The 21,365-nt window shown below is 50.9% G+C and carries 19 protein-coding genes; 4 read left to right on the top strand and 15 right to left on the bottom strand.

Annotated elements, in window-relative coordinates; genetic code table 11:
* The first annotated feature begins 158 nt into the window (after positions 1–158).
* On the top strand, positions 159–1,097 hold the full coding sequence (locus HMPREF2572_RS07465; protein ID WP_070497362.1) for a LysR family transcriptional regulator: 939 nt from the start codon (positions 159–161) through the stop codon (positions 1,095–1,097).
* A gap of 115 nt (positions 1,098–1,212) precedes the next feature.
* Here the strand turns inward: HMPREF2572_RS07465 and HMPREF2572_RS07460 are convergent, their stop codons facing one another.
* Positions 1,213–2,772 (bottom strand): TerC family protein, encoded by a 1,560-nt coding sequence (locus HMPREF2572_RS07460; protein WP_070497360.1) that lies wholly within the window; start codon positions 2,770–2,772, stop codon positions 1,213–1,215.
* A gap of 238 nt (positions 2,773–3,010) precedes the next feature.
* Positions 3,011–3,832, bottom strand: coding sequence for a fimb protein (locus tag HMPREF2572_RS07455; RefSeq protein ID WP_070497358.1), 822 nt, complete (start codon positions 3,830–3,832; stop codon positions 3,011–3,013).
* A 150-nt stretch (positions 3,833–3,982) separates the two neighbouring features.
* Between HMPREF2572_RS07455 and HMPREF2572_RS07450 the strand changes: the two genes are divergently transcribed.
* From HMPREF2572_RS07450 to mscL, 3 genes are all read left to right on the top strand, one after another.
* On the top strand, positions 3,983–5,422 hold the full coding sequence (locus HMPREF2572_RS07450; protein WP_070497356.1) for an MFS transporter: 1,440 nt from the start codon (positions 3,983–3,985) through the stop codon (positions 5,420–5,422).
* A 179-nt stretch (positions 5,423–5,601) separates the two neighbouring features.
* The gene (gene fabI / locus HMPREF2572_RS07445) at positions 5,602–6,390 is read left to right on the top strand and encodes an enoyl-ACP reductase FabI (protein WP_003761373.1); all 789 of its coding nucleotides are present in this window, start codon (positions 5,602–5,604) and stop codon (positions 6,388–6,390) included.
* A gap of 282 nt (positions 6,391–6,672) precedes the next feature.
* Positions 6,673–7,113: a large conductance mechanosensitive channel protein MscL gene (gene mscL, locus HMPREF2572_RS07440; protein WP_070497354.1), complete on the top strand. Its 441-nt coding sequence runs from the start codon at positions 6,673–6,675 to the stop codon at positions 7,111–7,113.
* A 173-nt stretch (positions 7,114–7,286) separates the two neighbouring features.
* Here the strand turns inward: mscL and katA are convergent, their stop codons facing one another.
* The 13 genes from katA to ftsL all read right to left on the bottom strand — a co-directional run bounded on the left by katA (position 7,287) and on the right by ftsL (position 21,365).
* Entirely contained in the window at positions 7,287–8,801 is a 1,515-nt protein-coding gene (gene katA / locus HMPREF2572_RS07435) for a catalase KatA (protein WP_070497352.1), read from the bottom strand.
* A gap of 302 nt (positions 8,802–9,103) precedes the next feature.
* Positions 9,104–10,402 (bottom strand): valine--pyruvate transaminase, encoded by a 1,299-nt coding sequence (locus HMPREF2572_RS07430; RefSeq protein WP_070497350.1) that lies wholly within the window; start codon positions 10,400–10,402, stop codon positions 9,104–9,106.
* A gap of 217 nt (positions 10,403–10,619) precedes the next feature.
* Positions 10,620–11,702, bottom strand: coding sequence for a phospho-N-acetylmuramoyl-pentapeptide-transferase (gene mraY / locus HMPREF2572_RS07425; protein ID WP_049229010.1), 1,083 nt, complete (start codon positions 11,700–11,702; stop codon positions 10,620–10,622).
* Between the two features lie 193 nt (positions 11,703–11,895).
* On the bottom strand, positions 11,896–12,084 hold the full coding sequence (locus HMPREF2572_RS07420; protein ID WP_070497347.1) for a hypothetical protein: 189 nt from the start codon (positions 12,082–12,084) through the stop codon (positions 11,896–11,898).
* Positions 12,085–12,086: 2 nt separating this feature from the next.
* Complete coding sequence (murF, locus tag HMPREF2572_RS07415; RefSeq protein ID WP_070497345.1) at positions 12,087–13,454, bottom strand: UDP-N-acetylmuramoyl-tripeptide--D-alanyl-D-alanine ligase; 1,368 nt, start codon at positions 13,452–13,454, stop codon at positions 12,087–12,089.
* A 50-nt stretch (positions 13,455–13,504) separates the two neighbouring features.
* Complete coding sequence (locus tag HMPREF2572_RS07410) at positions 13,505–14,236, bottom strand: uracil-DNA glycosylase family protein (protein WP_148132304.1); 732 nt, start codon at positions 14,234–14,236, stop codon at positions 13,505–13,507.
* A 40-nt stretch (positions 14,237–14,276) separates the two neighbouring features.
* Positions 14,277–15,137 carry a peptidase gene (locus tag HMPREF2572_RS07405; RefSeq protein ID WP_070497342.1) on the bottom strand — a complete coding sequence of 287 codons (861 nt, stop codon included), beginning with the start codon at positions 15,135–15,137 and terminating at the stop codon, positions 14,277–14,279.
* Between the two features lie 135 nt (positions 15,138–15,272).
* Positions 15,273–16,013, bottom strand: a complete 741-nt coding sequence (locus tag HMPREF2572_RS07400) for a hypothetical protein (RefSeq protein WP_070497339.1) — start codon at positions 16,011–16,013, stop codon at positions 15,273–15,275.
* Positions 16,014–16,307: 294 nt separating this feature from the next.
* The gene (locus HMPREF2572_RS07395) at positions 16,308–16,829 is read right to left on the bottom strand and encodes a M23 family metallopeptidase (RefSeq protein WP_070497337.1); all 522 of its coding nucleotides are present in this window, start codon (positions 16,827–16,829) and stop codon (positions 16,308–16,310) included.
* A gap of 282 nt (positions 16,830–17,111) precedes the next feature.
* A complete protein-coding gene (locus HMPREF2572_RS07390) occupies positions 17,112–17,684 on the bottom strand; it encodes a hypothetical protein (RefSeq protein ID WP_049223492.1) in 573 nt (190 codons plus the stop codon).
* 83 nt (positions 17,685–17,767) lie between these two features.
* Positions 17,768–19,246, bottom strand: a complete 1,479-nt coding sequence (locus tag HMPREF2572_RS07385; RefSeq protein ID WP_070497335.1) for a UDP-N-acetylmuramoyl-L-alanyl-D-glutamate--2,6-diaminopimelate ligase — start codon at positions 19,244–19,246, stop codon at positions 17,768–17,770.
* A 24-nt stretch (positions 19,247–19,270) separates the two neighbouring features.
* Positions 19,271–21,019 carry a peptidoglycan D,D-transpeptidase PBP2 gene (locus HMPREF2572_RS07380; protein ID WP_070497333.1) on the bottom strand — a complete coding sequence of 583 codons (1,749 nt, stop codon included), beginning with the start codon at positions 21,017–21,019 and terminating at the stop codon, positions 19,271–19,273.
* A gap of 82 nt (positions 21,020–21,101) precedes the next feature.
* Positions 21,102–21,365 (bottom strand): cell division protein FtsL, encoded by a 264-nt coding sequence (gene ftsL / locus HMPREF2572_RS07375; RefSeq protein ID WP_003761340.1) that lies wholly within the window; start codon positions 21,363–21,365, stop codon positions 21,102–21,104.

The raw sequence follows: 21,365 nt of genomic DNA, 5'->3' as shown, positions 1-21,365 counted from the left end.
TCAATTCACCGCATTCATACAAAATCGGACACACATTCTAACCGCAAACCATGACGCGCCCAATCCCCATACCGTTCAACACGCGCCCGCATTTACACCCCGGCATGAAATATTTTAATATTGCCCATCTCAAAAGGTCGTCTGAAAGCGTGAAACCAATGGATTCCATCATCGAACTGCGCCATCTCAAAACCCTGCTGACACTCGAAGAAACCGGCAGCGTATCCCTTGCCGCCAAGCGCGTCTTCCTGACCCAATCCGCCCTTTCACACCAAATCCGCGCGCTGGAAAACTATTACGACACGCCCCTGTTCGAGCGCAAATCCACACCCTTGCGCTTCACGCCCGCTGGCGAACGCCTGTTGCGGCTAGCACGCGAACTCCTCCCGCAAGTTTCCGCCGCCGAGCGCGACCTCGCCCGCATCATTGAAGGCGAAGCAGGCGAATTGCGGCTGGCAGTCGAATGCCACACCTGTTTCGACTGGCTCATGCCCGCGATGGGCGAATTCCGCCCCATGTGGCCGCAAGTCGAATTGGACATCGTTTCCGGCTTTCAGGCAGACCCTGTCGGACTCCTGCTGCAGCACCGCGCCGATCTCGCCATCGTATCCGAAGCCGAAAAGCAAAACGGCATCAGCTTCCGCCCCCTGTTTGCCTACGAAATGGTCGGCATCTGCGCCCAAGACCACCCGCTTGCCGCCAAAACCGTTTGGGAAGCAGAAGACTTCATCGGCGAAACCCTCATCACCTATCCCGTTCCCGACGAAATGCTCGACCTGCCCAAAAAAATATTGTTGCCCAAAGGCATCAACCCGCCGCGCCGCCGTAGCGAACTGACCATCGCCATCATCCAACTCGTCGCCAGCAAACGCGGCATCGCCGCCCTGCCCTACTGGACCGTGATGCCCTATCTCGAAAAAGGCTACGTCGTCCACCGCCAAATCACTGCCAACGGCCTGCAAAGCGAACTCTACGCCGCCACGCGCACCGAAGACGCAGACAAAAGCTATCTCGACAACTTCTGCCAAATCGTCCGCGAACGCAGCTTCGCCGACCTCCCCGGCTTAAGCGAACTGATAATGCCCGGACAGGATTGATGTTTTCTTGAAACAGGGTGTCGTGACATTCTCGCACTTCGATTTCAATATCAAAAGGTCGTCTGAAAACCCAAATCTCAGGTTTTCAGACGACCTTTTTACTTCCTATCCCGATTTAACCTTCTTCGGGCAGTTTGGTGATTTTTACACGCTCAATGCGTTGACCGTCTTTTTCAACGACTTGGAAACGCCAGCCGTGAAAATCAACAAAGTCGCCGACATCTGGAATGCTTTGCAGCTCTTCCATAATCAGTCCCGCGACGGTGTGGAAGTCGGCATCTTCTTCCTGCGGCGGGAGGTTCAGTTGCGGGGCGAGGTCGACGTATTCAAACGAACCGTCCACGGTCAGACTTTCATCGGCATTTTCTTGGACAGCGGATTCTTCTTGGCGTTCAAACTCTTCGGGAAATTCGCCCGCGATGGTTTCCAGCAAGTCTTTCATGGTAACCATGCCCAAAACCGCGCCGAATTCATCGACCACCAAAGCATAATCCGCGCTGCTTTGGCGGAACAATTCAATCGCGCCTAACGCAGTCGTACTGTCCGGCAGGACTAGCGGCTGACGCAGGACGGCTTGGATATTCAGCTCGCCTGTTTCGAGCAGTTGGGCGAGCAGGTCTTTTTTGTTGATGTAGCCCAACGGTTCATCCACACCAGCCTTACCGACAACAAGCAGGCGGCTGTATGGGGTATTTTGCAGCTGGGCGTTTTGCTCTTCGCGGCTTTGAGAGATGTCCAGCCGTTCGATGTCGCGACGCGGAATCATGACGCCGAGGATGGGACGTTCCGCAAGCGTCAGGACGCTACGTATCATGGATTTTTCGTTTTCCTCAAAATGCCCGTCGTCCTCCGCTTCGTCGCCCGCTTTGGCGAGCACGCTTTCGCGTATGCCCATCATACCCAAGACGTTCTCGGCGGTTCGTTTGCGCCACGAGCTGCTGATGTAGTCGTTTTTTCGGCTGTTGCGCTGCGAAATTTGGTTGAACGCTTCAATCAGGATGGAGAAGCCGATAGCGGCGTAGAGGTAACCTTTGGGGATATGGAAATGGAAGGCTTCGGCAATAAGACTGAAACCGATCATCAACAGGAAACCCAAACAGAGCATGACGACGGTAGGATGTCTGTCCACAAACTCAGTCAACGGTTTGCTGGCGGAAATCATGACGGTCATGGCAACGGCAACGGCGCCCATAGCAACGACGATGTGATCGACCATCGCGACGGCCGTGATAACCGAATCGATGGAAAATACTGCATCAAGAATCAGGATTTGGGCAACCACGCCCCAAAACGGCGCGTGTTTTTTCTGGCTGTCGGCAACGGCAAACTGGTTATGCCCTTCAAGGCGTTCGTGCAGCTCGGTGGTGGCTTTGTAGAGCAGGAAGATACCGCCCGCGAGCATAATCATGTCTTTGCCGGAAACGTCCAACCCGCGGATATGAAACAGGGGACGCGTCAGGGTCATGATGTGCGCCATGAAGCCGAGCATGATGATGCGGATAACGACCGCAAGCCCCAAACCGGTAATACGCGCGCGGTCGCGTTGGGCAGGTTTGACCTTATTCGCCAAAATGGCGACGAAAACGAGGTTGTCTATCCCCAAGACGACTTCGAGTACCAGAAGCGTGGCAAAGCCTATCCAAGTATGCGGCTCTGCCAACCAACTGAAATCCATGATTTTTGTATTCCTTTGTGTTCAAACGCGAAAAGGCAGCCTGAAACGCTCAAGCTGCCTGATTCATATCGATACGCACGAAAAATGGCGGGCGGTCATGCTGCTCTGCTCTGGGTCTTTCATGTGTGCGTATGTCTCAAGTAAAAGTAATGTAAATAGTTTAACAGTTTGGAAGACGGATGGCAAAAGGTCGTCTGAAAACAAGGAAATTGGCTTTCAGACGACCTCCCAATCGGCTTTAAATAACCTGCTCTTTGTTTTTGGCCGTAGCGGCGTTTTTCGTCATAAAACCGTCTATCGGCGCATAACCCACAAAATCTGCGTTTTCATCCATGATGACTACCCAATCTTTCGTGCGCCCGCTGGTCAGGGGCAGGAAGAACAAAGGTTTGCCGGATGCAGATACTTTGGCTGATTTGACGATATCCGCTTCAGACATATTGCGGGCGGCAGCCAATTCGGACAACGGCTTCATCACGCGGCGGATTTTTTCGCGCTCGGCAGGGCCGTCGGGCAGCCACCAATTCGGACGCATACTCGGTTCGATACCCGTCAGCGACAAGCTCAAGCTTTCATTGCCTTCATCGACATTGGCAGCCTCGCGTACGCCTACGCGCTCTATACCGAACCAAGGCAGGGTTTTGAAGCCATCTTTGGCTTTTGCCAAATCCGCCTTATCGATTTCAGCGGCAGTCACAATATTGATACGGTCGCGCTCAAAAGCTGCGGCAACAGGACGGGCAAGGGATACGCTGTACAAGCCGTAAATCAAAGCGGCAAGCTGAATGGCGCCGATTAAGGAATAATCGACCACGCGCTCGCGCATTTTTTTCTTGGGGCTGGCAAGAATCAGGGTCAACAGCGGACCGCATACGATGTCAACCGATACGACCAACTTATACAAATCCAAGCCGCCGGTCAGCTCAGCATAGGGAAAGGGATACCAGACTTCAAAAACCAGCAATGCCGCCAAGCCCGCTAAAACAAGACTGACAAGCAGATGCAGCGAGGCGCTTTTGACAGCAAAACGCCATCGCGAAACGTGTTGAGTATTTTCCATAATGTTTGTCCGTAACGTAATTATTTGAAATATGATTTTTTGAAAACGTCATTATATCGGAATATAAAAGTTTTGCGGAAAACCAAATAAACATTTTTTTACATATCCCATGTTAAAATCCGCATTCTTCAAATATTTCAATATGATGCTATGCCTACTTCCGATATTGACACAGACGATACGGCTCACGAATACCACGCCGACAATCCCGATTTCCCTTCTAAAACCATTGTGGCGACGCTGTTTATCGGCGCGTTTTTCGGCTATCTCAACGACACGCTTTTAAATGTTGCGCTCACGCCGATTATGAAGGATTTCGGTGTCGACAAGACCACCGTCCAATGGCTGACGACGGGCTTTTTGCTGGTGATGGGTGCGTTCACGCCGATTACGGCGGGCGTGATTCAGTGGTTTGAAACGCGCAAGATGGTGTTGTTTACGCAGGCGACGTTTCTGGCGGGTTCGCTGATTTGCGCGTTTGCGCCGACTTTCGGGATTCTGGTCGCGGGGCGGATGGTGCAGGCGGTGTCTGCCGCGTTTTTCGTGCCGCTTCTGTTTAACGGCATTTTGTCGATTTACCCGCCGAACAAACGCGGGACGGCGATGGGCGTGATTACCATGATGTTCACCGCTGCGCCCGCGATAGGGCCGACGCTGTCGGGCATCATCATCGACCACACGCATTGGCGCGTGCTGTTCGGCTTTACCGCGCCGTTTATGCTGGCGGCGATGGCGTTGGTGGGCAAGTATCTGACGGTCAATTTGAGCAACATCAGCCGTCCGAAGATTGATATTTTGTCTGCCGTACTGTCGATTGCGGGCTTGGGCGGGCTGGTGTATGCGAGCAGTAATTTCGCCCGTCTGCCGCTGGCGGAATTTATCCTGCTGTTTGCCGCCTCCGTCGCGCTGGTGGGCTGGTTCGCATACCGTCAGTCCCGCTTGGCGACGCCGCTGCTGAACCTTCGGGCGTTTGAATATAAGCAGTTCCGCCACTGCGTCGTGATTCTAGCGGGCGCGGTGTTCCTGTTTTTAGGTTTGGAACTGATGATGCCGATGTATACGCAGCAGGTGCTGATGCTGACGGGCACGGCGACGGGGCTGATTCTGATGCCCGCGAGCATCGCCCAAGCGGTTGCCGCGCCTTTGTTCGGCAAACTGCTGGACAAGAAGGGCGGACGGTTTGTCGTGTTGCCCGCCACGGTGATGCTGACGGTGTCGCTGGCGGTGTTGTGGCTGTTTTTGCGGATTGACACGCAAGTCATGATGCTGACTGCCATGTTCACGCTGATGGCGGTGTCCGTCTCCGCCTGCGTAACGGGCGAAACCCACGGCTTGAACGCGCTGCCGAAAAAACTCAATCCCCACGGCGCGGCGATTCTGACTACCATCAACCCGATTGCCGGTGCAATCGGCGCGGCATTTTTCGTCGGCGCAACCAATATCGGCGAAAAACTGTCCTCCGCAGCCTCGCCGCAACAAGCCATACTCGACGGCATCCATCTGGCGATGGGCAGCGCGCTGGTGTTGGGCGCGGTGATGGTGTTTTTCGCTATGCGCCTGAAGCGGCATGAAGCGGACAAGCAAGTTTGAACATAAGGCACTAAACGGGCATTCGAAAGCAGGAGCAAACAGCACAAAGAGGTCGTCTGAAAAAATGCAAAAACCGTCAGGACGACAGGTTATCTCTTGTTTTCTATACCGAAACCGCCCCAGTTTGCTATAATGCCCAATTTCATCAAACCGCAATACCACACTTTAAAGGACAAAAAATGGGTTTTCTGCAAGGTAAAAAAATCCTGATCACCGGCATGATTTCCGAGCGTTCCATCGCTTACGGCATTGCCAAAGCCTGCCGCGAACAAGGCGCGGATTTGGCGTTTACCTACGTTGTCGACAAACTGGAAGAGCGCGTCCGCAAAATGGCCGCCGAATTGGGTTCTGAACTCGTGTTCCGCTGCGATGTCGCCAGCGATGACGAAATCAACCAAGTTTTCGCCGATTTGGGCAAACACTGGGACGGCTTGGACGGCCTCGTCCACTCCATCGGTTTCGCACCAAAAGAAGCCTTGAGCGGCGACTTCCTCGACAGCATCAGCCGCGAAGCCTTTAACACCGCACACGAAATCTCCGCATACAGCCTGCCCGCATTGGCAAAAGCCGCCCGTCCGATGATGCGCGGCAGAAACTCCGCCATCGTCGCCCTGAGCTACTTGGGCGCGGTTCGTGCGATTCCAAACTACAACGTCATGGGCATGGCAAAAGCCAGCCTCGAAGCAGGCATCCGTTTTACCGCCGCCTGCTTGGGTAAAGAAGGCATCCGCTGCAACGGTATTTCCGCCGGTCCGATCAAAACCCTCGCTGCTTCCGGCATTGCCGATTTCAGCAAACTCTTGGGACACGTCGCTTCCCACAACCCGCTCGGCCGCAACGTAACCATCGACGAAGTCGGCAACACTGCCGCCTTCCTGCTCTCCGAACTTTCTTCAGGCATTACCGGCGAAATCACTTACGTTGACGGCGGTTACAGCATCAACGCCCTGAACGATGAAGAGGCGTAATTATTTGTAATATTTCGTAGAAAAAGACAACTTATTACGCAAAAATCCGTCTGAATAAGTGGTGTAAAAAAGTTACACTCCGATTTCAGACGGTTCTTTTTTCATATAAAAGGCGGCATATTTCGGGAATTTTGTCATATATACAAATTTTAACTTTTATAAAATTTGTTTAACGAATAACACGATACCATGCCTGCCGGTTTGGAAAAGCTTGTCCGTCGCTTCGGATGCGCTTTTTTAAAAATTTCACTTTATTATCCACAAACATACAGGAGGACATTTATGTCTATTGCTTCAGAATTTAAACAGTTTATTATGCGCGGCAACGTTATCGACTTGGCAGTCGGTATGGTCGTCGGTACTGCATTCAGCGGCATCGTTAAATCTTTGGTTGACGACGTAATCATGCCCCCTATCGGCCTGTTGATCGGCGGCGTTGACTTCTCCAACCTGTTCATCACCCTGAAAAACGGTGCGCAAGCGCCCGCAGAAGGCTATGCCAACTTGGCAGCCGCTCAAGCAGCCGGTGCCGTTACCCTGAACCTCGGCCTGTTCATCAACTCCGTTATCAGCTTCCTGATCATTGCTGCTGCGATTTTCGCCGTTATCAAAGCATTGAACTCTATGAAAAAAGCCGAAGTGCCTGCTGAAGAAGCACCTGCAGAGCCTAGCGAAGAAGTATTGCTGTTGCGCGAAATCCGCGACTCGCTGAACAAAAAATAATCTTTTGAAGATTTGAAATAAAAGGTCGTCTGAAAATTTTCAGACGACCTTTTTGTTTTGCGTATCTCTCTGATATTAATAATTTACGGTTTACGGTTTACGGTTTACGGTTTACGGTATCGGATTGCGTGGGATAACAATTCTTCAATCTCTATCCACATAGCTCCTCCCATTTACAGCAAACCGGGCTGACCCAATGCCGGGTCGGTCGCGCGGGCGGCTTGTGCGTCTTCAACGGTCAGTCCAAAGGCTTTCGCCACGCCTTCGCCGTAGGCAGGGTCGCAACGTTGGCAGTTGCGGATATGGCGGTATTTGATGAAGTCAGGTGCGTCGCCCATGGCGGCGGCAGTGTTGTCGAACAAAGCCTGTTTCTGCGCGTCGTTCATCAGCTTGAACAAGGCACGCGGTTGGCTGAAGTAGTCGTCATCGTCTTGGCGGTAGTCCCAGTGCGCCGCGTCGCCGTTGATTTTCAAAGGCGGTTCGGCGAAGTCGGGCTGTTGCTGCCATTGGCCGAAGCTGTTGGGTTCGTAGTGCGGCAGGCTGCCGTAGTTGCCGTCGGCGCGGCCTTGTCCGTCGCGCTGGTTGCTGTGGACGGGGCAACGCGGGCGGTTGACGGGGATTTGGCGGAAGTTCACGCCTAGGCGGTAGCGTTGCGCGTCGGCGTAATTGAACAAACGGGCTTGCAGCATTTTGTCGGGGCTGGCGCCGATACCGGGCACCAGGTTGCTCGGTGCAAAGGCGGATTGTTCCACATCGGCGAAGAAGTTTTCGGGATTGCGGTTCAACTCGAATTCGCCCACTTCAATCAGCGGATAGTCTTTTTTCGGCCAAACTTTGGTCAGGTCGAAGGGATGATACGGCACTTTTTCCGCATCGGCTTCAGGCATGACTTGGATGTACATCGTCCATTTCGGAAACTCGCCGCGTTCGATGGCTTCGTACAGGTCGCGCTGGTGGCTTTCGCGGTCGTCGGCAATGATTTTTGCGGCCTCTTCGTTGGTCAGGTTTTTAATGCCTTGCTGGCTGCGGAAATGGAATTTCACCCAAAAACGCTCGCCCGCTTCGTTCCAGAAGCTGTAAGTATGCGAACCGAAGCCGTGCATATGGCGATAACTGGCGGGGATGCCGCGGTCACTCATGACGATGGTAACTTGGTGCAGGGCTTCGGGCAACAGCGTCCAGAAGTCCCAGTTGTTCGTAGCGGAGCGCATATTGGTGCGCGGGTCGCGTTTGACGGCTTTGTTCAGGTCGGGGAATTTGCGCGGGTCGCGCATGAAGAAAACGGGCGTATTGTTGCCGACCATGTCCCAGTTGCCTTCTTCGGTGTAGAACTTCAACGCAAAGCCGCGGATGTCGCGTTCCGCATCAGCTGCGCCGCGCTCGCCTGCCACGGTGGTGAAACGGGCGAACATCTCGGTTTGCTTGCCGACTTCGCTGAAAATTTTGGCGCGGGTGTATTTCGTGATGTCGTGCGTTACGGTGAACGTACCGAACGCGCCCGAACCTTTGGCATGCATACGGCGTTCGGGGATGACTTCGCGCACGAAGTCGGCAAGTTTTTCATTCAGCCACAAATCCTGCGCCAGCAACGGGCCGCGCGCGCCTGCGGTCAAGCTGTTTTGATTGTCGGCAACGGGCGCGCCGTTGTTCATGGTCAGGTGGGTTACAGGGCATTTGGAGGTAGTCATGATGATTTCCTTTGTGAAATGGTTGGTGGTTTATAAAACGATTTGCCGAAAGGCATATTCGTAGCTGGTTTCTTGGCATTCATAAATTTCTTGTATCGACATTTGTTTTTCCTTTTTCTTAAGCTATGAATAAGACTATACAGAAAGATTTTGCCTATTAAAACTATGACTTCAATTTAATATTGTTATTATTAATTGAATTTTTATTTTTGTTAGATTTTTATTATTATTCGACACATGAAATAGAAAAAGGTCGTCTGAAACTGTTTTCAGACGACCTTTTGACTGAATGGCTCTCAACTTTACTGTTTACCCGCATCATACAACCCGCGCACCACCCTGCCGATGGCGGCGATGCCTTTTTCCAGCGTTTCCGCGTCCTGCGCGATGCTCATGCGGATGCACTCGTGGGCATGCGGGTAATCTTGTGTGTCGATGCCGACGAAGAAATGTTCGCCCGGAATAATCAGCGTACCTTCGGCTTTGAGCATTTCGTACAGGGTTTGCGACGAAACGGGCAGGTTTTCAAACCAGAGCCACAGGAAAATCGCGCCTTCGGGCTTGTGGATTTTCAGCGGATACGCGCCCAACTCGCGCTTGAGCAGCGAGACGGCAGTTTGCGCCTGATTGCGGTAAAACGGTCGGATGACGTCGTCTGAAAGCTGTTTCAGACGACCGTCTTGCAATAGGGGTGTTGCGATGGCTGCGCCGAAACGGGTGGGCGACAGGTTCACAATCGCGTTCAGGCTGCTGACGGCTTTGACGACTTCGGGGGCTGCGACGATGATGCCGGTGCGCACGCCCGGTAAGCCGACTTTGGAAAAGCTGAAGCAGAGGATGATGTTTTCGTGCCAATTCAGCGTCACGTCGCTGTAAATGATGTTGGGGAACGGCATTCCGTAGGCGTTGTCGATAATCAGCGGAATGCCGTGTTCTTGCGCCAAAGCGTCCAGCCGCGCCATTTCACCGTCGGTCAGCACGTTGCCGGTCGGGTTGGTCGGGCGCGAACAACAAATCGCGCCGATTTTGCCTTCTTTCAGCTCGGGCATGCTTTCCAATGAGTCAAAGTCCACGCGGTATTTGAAGAAACCTGCTTCGCCTTCGTGTTCGACAGCTTCGATTTTGGGTTTCACGGAAACAAAGTGCTGCCCTTCGACATGCACGTCGGCATAGCCGATGTACTCGGGCGCGAGCGGCAGCAGGATGGCTTTCTCTACGGAAAGGTCGTCTGAAACCTTGAATTTGCCGCCGAAAAGGTTGAAAAGATAGAAAAACGCGTTTTGCGAACCGTTGGTCAGAGCGATATTGTCGGCGGTCAGGTTCCAGCCGTATTCGCGGTTGAGGAAGGCGGTCAGCGCGTCAATTAGCGCGGCATCGCCTTGGGGATTGGAGTAGTTGCCGATGTTCTCGACGGCGTGTTCCGCTGCCAGCTTGGAAAATACGTCGGCGAACACGGCGTTGACTTCGGCAATTCGCGCCGGATTGCCGCCGCCGAGCATGTTGACGGGCTTGTCGCTTTTAAGCGCGTCGCCGAGGTCGTCCATAAGTTGCAGGATGCCGCTGTGTTGCGTGAATTTTTCGCCGAATGCCGAGAACTGCATGATGACTCCATGTAAATTATGATTGGCGGGGATTATATCAGCTTGATATGGCAAGGGGTCGTCTGAAAATGAATGTGGCGGATTTTAGTCACCACCGCCCCGACACCGCATGGACTCGTGGCATCCATTCATCTGCCCTATCCGCTTAAAAATTCAGACGACCCGATGAATCTCATCAGGTCGTCTGAAAATGTGAACGTTGGAAAAGGGAAGAAACTTAGCGGATTTTCAGCGTACTCAATCCGATTAGCACCAAGACGATGGTGATAATCCAGAAGCGGACGACGACTTGGGTTTCTTTCCAGCCTTTTTGTTCGTAGTGGTGGTGGATAGGCGCCATCAGGAAGATGCGTTTTTTGGTTTTCTTATACCAGCCGACCTGAAGCATGACGGACACGGCTTCGACGACGAACAGACCGCCCATGATGACGAGGACGAACTCTTGGCGGACGATGACGGCAACGGTACCGAGTGCCGCACCCAGAGCCAGCGCGCCGACGTCGCCCATGAAAACTTGCGCAGGATAGGCGTTAAACCACAAAAATCCAAGACACGCGCCGCACATGGCGGTACAAAAAATCACGACTTCGTTCGCGCCTGCGACATAAGGCAGTTGCAGGTATTGGGCGAATTGCGAATGTCCGCTGGCGTAGGCGAAGATGGCGAGACCGGCGGCAACGAGGACGACGGGGAAGGCGGCAAGTCCGTCAAGGCCGTCGGTCAGGTTGACGGCGTTGGAAGTACCGACGATGGTCAGATAGGTCAGGACGACAAAGCCGACTACGCCCAGCGGCAAGGCAACTTGTTTGAAGAAGGGAACGATCAGGATGTTGTTGGAGCTATTGGACGCAAGGTAAAACAGGGCAAGCGCGGCGACAATGGCGACGCTCGACTGCCACACCATTTTGAATTTGGGAGAAACGCCGTTGGGGTCTTTATAGACGACTTTGCGCCAGTCGTCGTAAAAACCGAGTGCGCCCGTGGCGAGCAATACGCCCAAAAGAATCCAAATATACGGGTTTGCCCAGTTGCCCCACAAGATTGTGGACACGGTGATGGCGGTCAGAATCAGCGAACCGCCCATGGTTGGCGTGCCGTTTTTGATGAGGTGGGTTTGCGGCCCGTCGGTGCGCACTGCCTGCCCGACTTTTAATTGCGTCAGTTTGCGGATGGTCCATGGGCCGAGCAGCAGGGAAAACGCCAAGGCGGTCAAGGCTGCCATGACGGCGCGGAATGTGGTGTATTGAAAGACATTCAGACCGGACAACCAGTTACTGAAATGTGCAAGCCATAAAAACATGGGGCTTCCTTTTGTTTTTGTTGTTACATTGGGCTTATCGCCCGTTTTAAAGTTTGGTTTTGGGGTCGTCTGAAAATTTTCAGACGACCTTTGTAGATTATCAAGCAGGTTATGACAGTCAGGGCTTAATGAAGTTCACTTTATATTCAAGTTTTTAGGGAACTTTTATCCGTTATCCAGACCGCTGGCGGCGTTATGGAGCGGAGGCGGCGTTCGCGTCTTTCTCAATCACGCAAATCGGATAATTGCCCGGATGCTTGCCGCCGCCCAAATCCAGACAAAGGTCTTCATAAAGATACGCCTGCGTCCGCATTCCGGCATAAAACGCACCAACCAGCGCGACAATCAGCAATAAGGCTTTCACAAAGCCGCTCCTGTTCATTTTCAGACGACCTCTTTATCGAGCAATGCCTCGACCACTTCTTCCATCTTCATAAAGCGCGAACCTTTCACCAACACGGTGGCGCGTTCGGGCAAATCGTGGCTCAACACTTGAATCAACGGGTCTTTGGCGGCGAACCACAAACCGTCCGCACCAAATGTTTCCGCCGCTTCGACGCTGTTATCACCGACAAAATAGGCTGCTTCGATGCCTTGGTCTCGGGCGTACGCGCCGACTTCGGCGTGCATGGCTGCGGCCTCGTCCTCGCCCAATTCGCCCATATCTCCCATCACAAAAATACGCGGCGCAGGCATACGCGCCAACACGTCAATCGCGGCTTTCATGCTGTCGGGGTTCGCGTTGTAAGTATCGTCAATCAGGGTCGCGCCTTTGATGCCGGCTTTGACGTTCAGACGACCTTTGATATTGCTGAAGTCTTTCAGACCTTCCGCCACATCGTTCAAACTCAAACCAGCCGCCAAAGCCAGCGCGGCAGCAGCAGCGGCGTTATGGACATTGTGGCGGCCGGGAACAGGCAGCACCACGGCGGCGCGTTCGTCGCCGCACACCAAATCAAATTCGCACGACAAAGGTTTCAGCACGATATTTTCCGCGTGGACATCGCCGCTATCGACGCCAAATGTCTGTTGTTGATGACCTTGGGAGCTCGTCTGAAACACTGCGGCATGTTCGTCTTCGCACGGAATCAAAGCCAATCCATCTTCGCCCAAGCCTTGATAAATCTCGCTTTTCGCTTTGGCAATATCGAGCATACCGTCAAAACCGCAGCCGACATGGGCGCGCAAAGCGTTGTTGACCAAGGCGGCATCGGGTTTGGCGATTTGCGTCAAAACTGCCAGTTCGCCGAAATGGTTCATACCCATTTCGATCACGGCATAGCGGTGTTTTTCGTTTAATTTCAACAAAGTCAACGGCAGCCCGATATGGTTGTTGAAATTACCCGCCGTCGCCAACACAGCATCATCGCCGAAACGGCGGCGCAATACCGCGGCCAGCATCTCCTTCACCGTCGTCTTGCCACCCGAACCGGTAATGCCGAACACAAACGGATTCACATTATCACGCCACTCCTTCGCCAGCGTTTGCAAGGCGGCAAGCGTGTCATCGACTTTCAACGCGCCGTCCAAAGCAGCGCAATCTTCGCGCGAAATCACAACCGCCGCCGCACCCTCAGCCAATACGTCTTCAACGAAATCATGCGCGTCAAACCGCTCGCCCGCCAATGCGAAAAACACATCGCCCGCGCGGATGTCGCGGCTGTCGGTTACGATGCGCGAAACAGGTTTGTTTTCAGACGACGTCGGAAGATTGAGGGTTTGGCAGATGAAATTTAGGTCTAGTGGTTTCATGGTTTCTTTCGTTTGTTTTTTTCAAACAGGCATTTTGTTGCAAAGGCATTTTACACTTTGGCAGAAGGCAGCAACTCTTCGACGAGCACCTTTAAAGCACGCCTTCCTTCTCGATTTCTGGTACTGGGATGAGGTGCTCGGTAACATATTATTTCCTTATTACCTTCAAAAGAAAATTTTTCCAGTTTTCCCTTATTCAAGCCGTTTATGCCTTGACCTGAGCCGGACAAATCAGGAAAGCACTCCCTCCGCGCCGCTACGCCGCCGTCTCCGCTCACGAAAAGAATAATCTGTGGCTTTAAAATTTCAATTTGGGCACGTAACAATTTACAGGAAAGTGTTTTTATATCTTCGAACCAATCCGAATGTTTAGGATGTTTAGTTTTATAGTCCACCGCAAAAATATTAGCCCACAAGATGCCTTCATTCCCACTTCGCTTGGCAACCTTGCGGACGAAATTGAAAAATGTTGCTCCTTTTGTGTTTCTTTTTAAATCCCCAGTCAAATTCCGCCAAATAAAATCTTTGCTTAACGACATCAGTTGCCTTACATTTTCGGCATGATATTCATCAAATTTCTTGCTATCGTACCAACTTCGTGTTTCTCGACCGACAATCAGAATTTTATGTTCTGCGCTTTCATAATGCTCAGGGACAAAGCCCAAATGGATATTGGATAATTTATTGTCTTTATTGCTAATTGCACGCAACAAGTTCTGATGTTCCGGTTTGTTTAAAATCTCTACATACTTATTCAGCAATACTTCTTGTAAATCATTCACTTGACGTATTCCTTTACTATTGAAACCGATTTTCCCACACTCAACTACCGATTTTTCCATACTCTTGATAATCGGAGAAACACAAGATGATGGTTTTACCGTTTTTACGGTAAGGGTGGCAGAGGCTGTAATGACCATCTTCCGCTTCATAGCGCATTTCCTGTGTTTGTCCGGCAAATACTTTTTGCAGGTATTCACGCTCTTTCAAATCCGGGGAATAGACATAGTCGGTTTTCTTGACCGCTACTTTCTCACCATTTCGATTCACGACAAAATTATCGCTACCTTCTGCATTCTGATTGGCGGCAGGCACGGCTTCGTCACTCAGGGTAAGACGGGAGGAGTCGGCTGAAAAAGCTAGATAAACCGGTTTGTTGTCGATCTTATCCGGCACGATAATCACGGCAGACTTAAAAGATGAATCGTCTTTAGCCATCAAATCCAGGATTTCCGACGTTTTTCTGATATACGCCAAGTCGAAACGGTAATCTATCAACGCATCTATTTGAGCAGGATTGTCTTTGACGATACGCTCCGACGATTGGATCAAGATATCGCGTTTTTGTTGAATTGTCAGGTAATTGCCACCGAACAACAATGCCGCTAACAAAGGAAATACCGCCAACAGCAGATATAAGGTTTTCCTACCGCCACGGACTTCTTCTTCCTGCCCGCGCTCGGCAATACGGGTCAGATTCAACATGATGTTCAACATCAACGTACCGCCCATGACAGCAAAAATCCCCAGAATACTCATCAGGAAAATTTCTGTAATGTGTTCGCGGAACACCTTGAGTCCGAAAACTTGAATCAATATCAACGCGAACACCCAGTACACCAGCAGTGTTACTGCCACCATACCGATGATGTTCGTTGCCTTGACCAATTTTTTTGCGTTCATTGCTTCACTCTTGTTTCAGACGACCTGATTACACTCAACCACCGTTTTTCACCCTCCTGATAATCGGAGAAACACAACACCATAGGTTTGCCGTTTTTTCAGTCAGAGTAGCGCGGAGGGTATAATTGCAGTCAGTTAAAACTCAGAAATCAAAAGTACGACATATAATGGAAACATAACAATATCACCTGCCAAGGTCAAAGGCGTAAGGACGATATTGCGTGCAACGATTTTACCGTTTACTTTCTTAACGTCCTTTTTGGAAACAGTATAGAGCTGGACGGGTATGCTTTGTTCAAAACGATATTCGGCTGGTAGATTGTCTGGTTTGTTGTATACTTGACCCCAGACCTGACCGAAACAGCGTTGGTAGTTATTTCCCTCATGTTTGAACGATTGCTGTTCCAACATATTTTGCTCCCGCTGTTGCTCTGAATCAGGAAGGTTAGGACTGATGCTGTAATTCAAACATAGACTATCTATAGTAAATTTGTCTTCCTCTATACCGACATGCAGCTCTTTGATTTGATTTACCGATTTGCCTGTTTTGGGATGTATTTGACTGATGGTAAAACGTTGGGAGAGCTTGCTACCCAAAACCGGCACCAGTGCTTTGGAATCATCTTCATCAACAAGATACCAGTATTTGTCACCCATCATTAACAGACGGTTGGGCGGCAGGGTTTTACTCTCAGATTGGGTTTTTGCAAAAGCACGGATTTGGTCTGTCCCTGCTTTTTTAACTGTTATTTTCTGCTCCTTGTGAGTCATGCCGCGGCTGCCGGCAAAGAAGCCTTCCTGTTCCCACAGTAGACCAGTACAGCCGTTGAGCATAAAAACAGCTGCAGCACTAAGAATGAGAGATTTGACGTTCATCTGAATTTTCCTTATTTATATAGCTAAACAAATTTTCAGGCAGCCTGAAAGGCTACTGTATTCGCCTCATCATGCAGTTTAGGCTCAGTATTGAGTCACCCGCCATCACGGCAAAATCCCCAGAATACCCATCAGAAATATTTACGTAATTATTCGCGAAATACTTTACGTCCGAAAACATTCGATAAAATCAGAACAAACACCCAGTACATCAGCAGCCAACACTGCCTCCATACCTATAATGTTCGCTGCTTTTATCTTTGCGTTCATCTCTTCACTCTTTTTTCAGACGACCTATTTGTCCTGATTAATCAACGGATACGGATTAATCGCACCACTTGGCAAATAAACGCCGTAATGCAAATGGGCGGGCGTAGTTTTGGCATTGCCGGTTTTACCGACATAGCCGATGACCTGTCCTTCTTTCACGCGTTCATACAGGCGGATGCTGGCGAATTTGTTGAGGTGGGCATAGTAGTGCCATGCGCCCGGCCCTTGGATGCCGATGACTTTGCCACCCAATCGATTGCGCCCGATTTTGGTTACGATACCGGGCGTCGTGCTGCGTATCGGCGTGTTTTTCTTGGCGAAAATATCCACACCTTCATGTCTGCGCCCCTGGCTGCGCGCCGCGCCCCAAGTGTCGTCAAAACGCTTGCCTTTAACAGGATTGGGCAGGCTTTGCGCCGACGGCGGTTCTTTCGCCCTCAGCTCGGCAATTTCGGCGTTCGGGCGCGGCAGTTGTTTGGTGGTACAGCCCGCAAATAAAATCATGGCTGCACTGATTAAAAAGGTTTTTATCGGCATTTTCAGCATCAAATCGGTCTCCTTGTTTTTCAGACGACCTTTAAAATTCCAAATCAGGGTCGTCTGAAACAACTGTGATGGGTTTAATGGCTGACGTGCCGTAATGCGTGGGTTGTGTTGCTTTTATTTTGTGGGGGATAAACGTTTTCAGACGACCTTAAGGCTGCCGGGCCGTCTGAAAATTGATTACATTGTTGTCAAATTTATAGTGGAATCGATAAGTCGAATACGAAGTACAGCAAAACTTCTCTGCCCTAAGGTGACTCCTCTCTGTCTGTATATACTCAAAAATTACTCTTCAACATCGACATATCCCAAATCGATCAGTGCCTGCTCCACATTTCCCACTGCCTCATCATCTTTTACCATCAGTAGGAAGGCATTTTCGGTATAACCAATGTCTATTAACCGAAGCCCATGAGGCTTAAGTAATGCATCGTAAGCCTCTAAGACATAGTTACTATCATTGAACATTGCAAACATTTCCATCTCTTCACTCTCAAAAAGATCTTCCAATTCACCTTGATCATCCGGCACGGGAATACCTTCGTGAGCGCAAAATTCTGCTAATGTACGTTTGCATACTTCGTCATCAATTCCTGTCGCATCTATTTCAATGCCTAGCTTTTGTATAGGATAAAACTTCCCTAATTTTAAATGCGGTTCTTTCCACTCCATATACTCCATAAATTGATGATCAGCATAATGCCATTCACCTGATTCGTGATACCAACCTAAATGCTTAAATAACCAATGACATACCAAATCCTCATCTTCAGCCGGAGGAGCTTTGGGTAAATCTTCACGGGTTAAGTAAGGGACGGCTGCAAGCAAGGCATTGAATAAAGGAGTATAACGTTGCATATTTTTGCCTATTAAAAGTGAGATGGAGTAATGTGTAATTTCCTATTTGCCAATGGCCTTAAGGAATTATCTGGAAAATATTTTTACCTGAGTTCTGCCAATGCTTTTTCTGCGATTTCAAAATCGGAGAAATGGTGCTTCACGCCTTGTACATCCTGATAGTTTTCATGTCCTTTACCGGCAATCAGGATGATGTCGCTTGAAGCAGCACGTTCGACTGCGTAACGGATAGCTACGGCACGGTCGGCTTCGACGCATTCGGGCGCGGGCACGGCAGGCAGGATGTCGTTGATGATATCTTGCGGATTTTCCAAGCGCGGGTTGTCGCTGGTTACGACGACTTTGTCTGCACCCTGTACGGCTGCTGCGCCCATCAGTGGGCGTTTGCCGCGGTCGCGGTTGCCGCCGCAGCCGAATACGCACCACAAAGCCGCACCCTGTGGTTTGATTTCCTGCAAGGTAGAGAGTGCTTTTTCCAATGCGTCAGGTGTATGGGCGTAATCGACGACGACCAAGGGCTTGCCGCTGTTCATAATGCAGTCCATGCGGCCTGAGGCGGGACGGATTTTTGCCAGCACATCCAATACTTTATCAAGCGGATAGCCGTTTGCACAAAGCAAGGCGATGCAGGCGGCAAGGTTTTGCGCGTTGAAGCGTCCGAGCAGGCGAGTGCGGCAGCGGCCTTCGCCCCACGGGGTTTGGAATACGGCTTCCATGCCGTCTGAAGAGGCGGTGAAATGAACAATGCGGATGTCGGCGTGTTCTCTAAAGCCGTAGCTGTAAACGGCCAAATCAGGACAGTCTTTTTTCAGACGACCTGCGAGTTCTGCGCCATATTCGTCATCTACGTTGATGACGGCGTGTTTCAAACCGTGCCAGTAAAACAGGCGCGACTTAATGGCGCCATAGGCTTCCATCGTGCCGTGGTAGTCGAGGTGGTCTCGGGTGAGGTTAGTGAAGATTGTGCTGCGGAATGGCACGCCGTTGACGCGCGACTGGTCAAGACCGTGGCTGGAGACTTCCATCGCGGCGGCTGTTGCGCCTTGTTGACGGAAACGGTAGAGCAGGGTTTGGACATCGACGGGGGCGGGGGTGGTGTGCGTGGTTTCTTCCAATGCGCCCCAAAAGCCGTTGCCGACCGTACCGATGATGGTGGTTTTTTCGCCCAACAAATCGGCGGCTTGCGCCAGCCATTGTGTGATGGAGGTTTTGCCGTTGGTGCCGGTTACACCCCAGACTTTGAGGTCGTCTGAAACGTTGCCGTACACTTGCGCCGCTAATATACCGGCACGGTGTTTCAAATCTTTGATGCCTTGATTGGGGACTTTCCATTCGGGATTCCACGCAAATTTGCCGTCGTCGTCCCAAAAAACAAAAGCCGCGCCGTTGGCAATGGCAGCGGGGATATAACTGCGACCGTCCGTATATTCGCCCTGACAGGCAACGAAAATATCACCTTGTTTAATTTGACGGCTGTCTGAATGCAACAAACGCCCTGCTGCGTTTGCACACAGCAGAGGCGGAATGTTGGTTTCAGCTAAAGGGGTTAACTTGCTGAACATAAAATAATCTCGTTGATACTCGGATTAAGACGGTGTTTTGACGGCTGCAACATTAGTCAGAGGTTTGGTCGGAGAAACGCCCAAGATGTTCAGGCTACCGCCCATGACTTGCTTGAAGACCGGACCTGCCACTACACCGCCGTAGTAACCGTTTGCAGTCGGTTCATCGATGGTTACCGCCACAATCACACGGGGATTTTTGGCAGGGGCAAAACCGATGAAAGTGGCAACGTGTTTGTTATCGACGTAACGACCGTTGACCAACTTACGCGCCGTACCGGTTTTCGCACCGACGTCGAAACCATCTACCGCACCCGCCGTACCCGTACCACCGGGCTCGGTTACAGAAACCATCAAATCACGAACTTCACGCGCAGTCGAAGCTTTAATCACGCGTTTGCCTTTGGGCGCAACCGCCTGTTTCTCAAAGCTGACCGGCAACAATTCGCCGTCATGTGTCAGCATGGTATAAGCACGCGCCAACTGCAGTAGGCTCAATTGCAAGCCGTAACCGAAAGACATGGTTGCCTGTTCAATCGGCTGCCATCTGCGCCAGCTTCTCAAAAGACCAGCTGTCTCACCCGGGAAACCGGAGTGCATCCGCACGCCCACACCCAAATCATGATAAAAATCATACATTTCTTTAGGAGTGAATTTTGCAGACAGTTTGCTGGTACCGACGTTGGAAGATTTTTGCATGATGCCGCGCACATCCAAAGTAGGATATACATGGGTATCGCGTACAGTAGCCGGACCAATTTTGTAAGGCATAGTGTTAAAGCGATCAGCCAAACTGACTTTGCCGGAATCCAATGCTTTTGCAATCGTAAACGGCTTCATGGCAGAACCCGGCTCGATCATATCGGTAACGGCGCGGTTACGGCGCTGTTCGCTATCTGCGCTGCCCGGTTGGTTAGGATCGTAGGCAGGGCTGTTGACCAGAGCCAAGATTTCGCCGGTTTGCGCATCCAATACCACAACAGTACCGGCTTTGGCTTTGTGATAAGCCACTGCTTTATTCAACTCATCATAGGCAAGCGTCTGGATGCGTTGATCCAAAGACAAAACCATGTCCTGACCGTTTTTCGGATCGCTGTTGCGTGGCGAATCTAAGCTATCAACGATATTGCCTTTATTGTCGCGAAGAACTACTTTCGCACCGTCCGCACCATGCAGACTGTCTTCACGCGACAATTCCAAACCTTCCTGACCTTTACCGTCGATATTGGTGAAACCGATAACGTGCGCGAACAGGTTGCCCATCGGATAATGGCGTTTCAGTTCTTTCTGGAATGCCAAGCCTTTAATACCCAAGACTTTGATTTCTTCGGCTTTTTCTTGGCTGAGCTGACGTTTCAAATAGATAAAGTCTTTATCTTTTTTCGCCAATTTGTCCTGCAATGTTTCAACAGGCATATCAACAATTGCTGCCAGCTTGGTCAATTGTTCGGCAGTCGGCATTTCTTCCATACCGGAAGGCATGGCATACAAGGATTCAGTCGGCGCACTCAACGCCAAAGTCGCACCGTTACGGTCTGTAATCATGCCGCGTGACGCAGGCAGTGTCAGGGTGCGGACAAAACGTTGGTCACCCTGATTTTTCAAAAATTCATGCTGTGTGGTTTGCAAATAGATGCCGCGAGCCAGCAGTCCGACAAACGCGGCCGCAATCAGCCACAAAACCAAAGAAATCCGCCCATCACTTGTGATGGGTTTTTTAGCTTTGGCGGCCTTGGGCAGCATGCTCGGTTTATATTCGTTTTTAATCAACATCTTAAATTCTCAATTCATAATCACCCGAACCGTGTCTTTATCTAACGGCACCAGTTTTACAGTACCGGATAAGCCGGCTATATTATTTTTTTCGTTCCACCATCACGGTATTATCCGCGCCGGGCGGTTTGAGGCGCTGCTTCTCAGCCGCCACCTTAATCAGCTTGTGGTTTGCCAGCCGCGCCTGATCCAATTTCAAGCGTGCATAGTCCTGATCAAGCTTGATTTCCTGCTTTTGCGCTTTATCCAAAGCGATGAAGTGCAAACGCGATTGGTCTTGCACAGTGACCACCGCAAAAGCAGATACCGATACCAAGACCAACAAAAGGATATTTAATTTATTCAT

Origin of the sequence: Neisseria sp. HMSC064E01, assembly GCF_001808875.1 — a bacterium.
In the GTDB taxonomy this organism is placed as follows: Bacteria; Pseudomonadota; Gammaproteobacteria; order Burkholderiales; family Neisseriaceae; genus Neisseria; species Neisseria sicca_A.
This window is presented reverse-complemented; position numbering and strand designations above follow the sequence as displayed.

What these genes read in the sequence shown, in the direction of transcription:
- HMPREF2572_RS07465 (WP_070497362.1), top strand. Translation starts at nt 159, where the DNA reads ATGGATTCCATCATCGAACTGCGCCATCTCAAAACCCTGCTGACACTC.
- HMPREF2572_RS07460 (WP_070497360.1), bottom strand. Translation starts at nt 2,772, where the DNA reads ATGGATTTCAGTTGGTTGGCAGAGCCGCATACTTGGATAGGCTTTGCC.
- HMPREF2572_RS07455 (WP_070497358.1), bottom strand. Translation starts at nt 3,832, where the DNA reads ATGGAAAATACTCAACACGTTTCGCGATGGCGTTTTGCTGTCAAAAGC.
- HMPREF2572_RS07450 (WP_070497356.1), top strand. Translation starts at nt 3,983, where the DNA reads ATGCCTACTTCCGATATTGACACAGACGATACGGCTCACGAATACCAC.
- fabI (WP_003761373.1), top strand. Translation starts at nt 5,602, where the DNA reads ATGGGTTTTCTGCAAGGTAAAAAAATCCTGATCACCGGCATGATTTCC.
- mscL (WP_070497354.1), top strand. Translation starts at nt 6,673, where the DNA reads ATGTCTATTGCTTCAGAATTTAAACAGTTTATTATGCGCGGCAACGTT.
- katA (WP_070497352.1), bottom strand. Translation starts at nt 8,801, where the DNA reads ATGACTACCTCCAAATGCCCTGTAACCCACCTGACCATGAACAACGGC.
- HMPREF2572_RS07430 (WP_070497350.1), bottom strand. Translation starts at nt 10,402, where the DNA reads ATGCAGTTCTCGGCATTCGGCGAAAAATTCACGCAACACAGCGGCATC.
- mraY (WP_049229010.1), bottom strand. Translation starts at nt 11,702, where the DNA reads ATGTTTTTATGGCTTGCACATTTCAGTAACTGGTTGTCCGGTCTGAAT.
- HMPREF2572_RS07420 (WP_070497347.1), bottom strand. Translation starts at nt 12,084, where the DNA reads ATGAACAGGAGCGGCTTTGTGAAAGCCTTATTGCTGATTGTCGCGCTG.
- murF (WP_070497345.1), bottom strand. Translation starts at nt 13,454, where the DNA reads ATGAAACCACTAGACCTAAATTTCATCTGCCAAACCCTCAATCTTCCG.
- HMPREF2572_RS07405 (WP_070497342.1), bottom strand. Translation starts at nt 15,137, where the DNA reads ATGAACGCAAAAAAATTGGTCAAGGCAACGAACATCATCGGTATGGTG.
- HMPREF2572_RS07400 (WP_070497339.1), bottom strand. Translation starts at nt 16,013, where the DNA reads ATGAACGTCAAATCTCTCATTCTTAGTGCTGCAGCTGTTTTTATGCTC.
- HMPREF2572_RS07395 (WP_070497337.1), bottom strand. Translation starts at nt 16,829, where the DNA reads ATGCTGAAAATGCCGATAAAAACCTTTTTAATCAGTGCAGCCATGATT.
- HMPREF2572_RS07390 (WP_049223492.1), bottom strand. Translation starts at nt 17,684, where the DNA reads ATGCAACGTTATACTCCTTTATTCAATGCCTTGCTTGCAGCCGTCCCT.
- HMPREF2572_RS07385 (WP_070497335.1), bottom strand. Translation starts at nt 19,246, where the DNA reads ATGTTCAGCAAGTTAACCCCTTTAGCTGAAACCAACATTCCGCCTCTG.
- HMPREF2572_RS07380 (WP_070497333.1), bottom strand. Translation starts at nt 21,019, where the DNA reads ATGTTGATTAAAAACGAATATAAACCGAGCATGCTGCCCAAGGCCGCC.
- ftsL (WP_003761340.1), bottom strand. Translation starts at nt 21,365, where the DNA reads ATGAATAAATTAAATATCCTTTTGTTGGTCTTGGTATCGGTATCTGCT.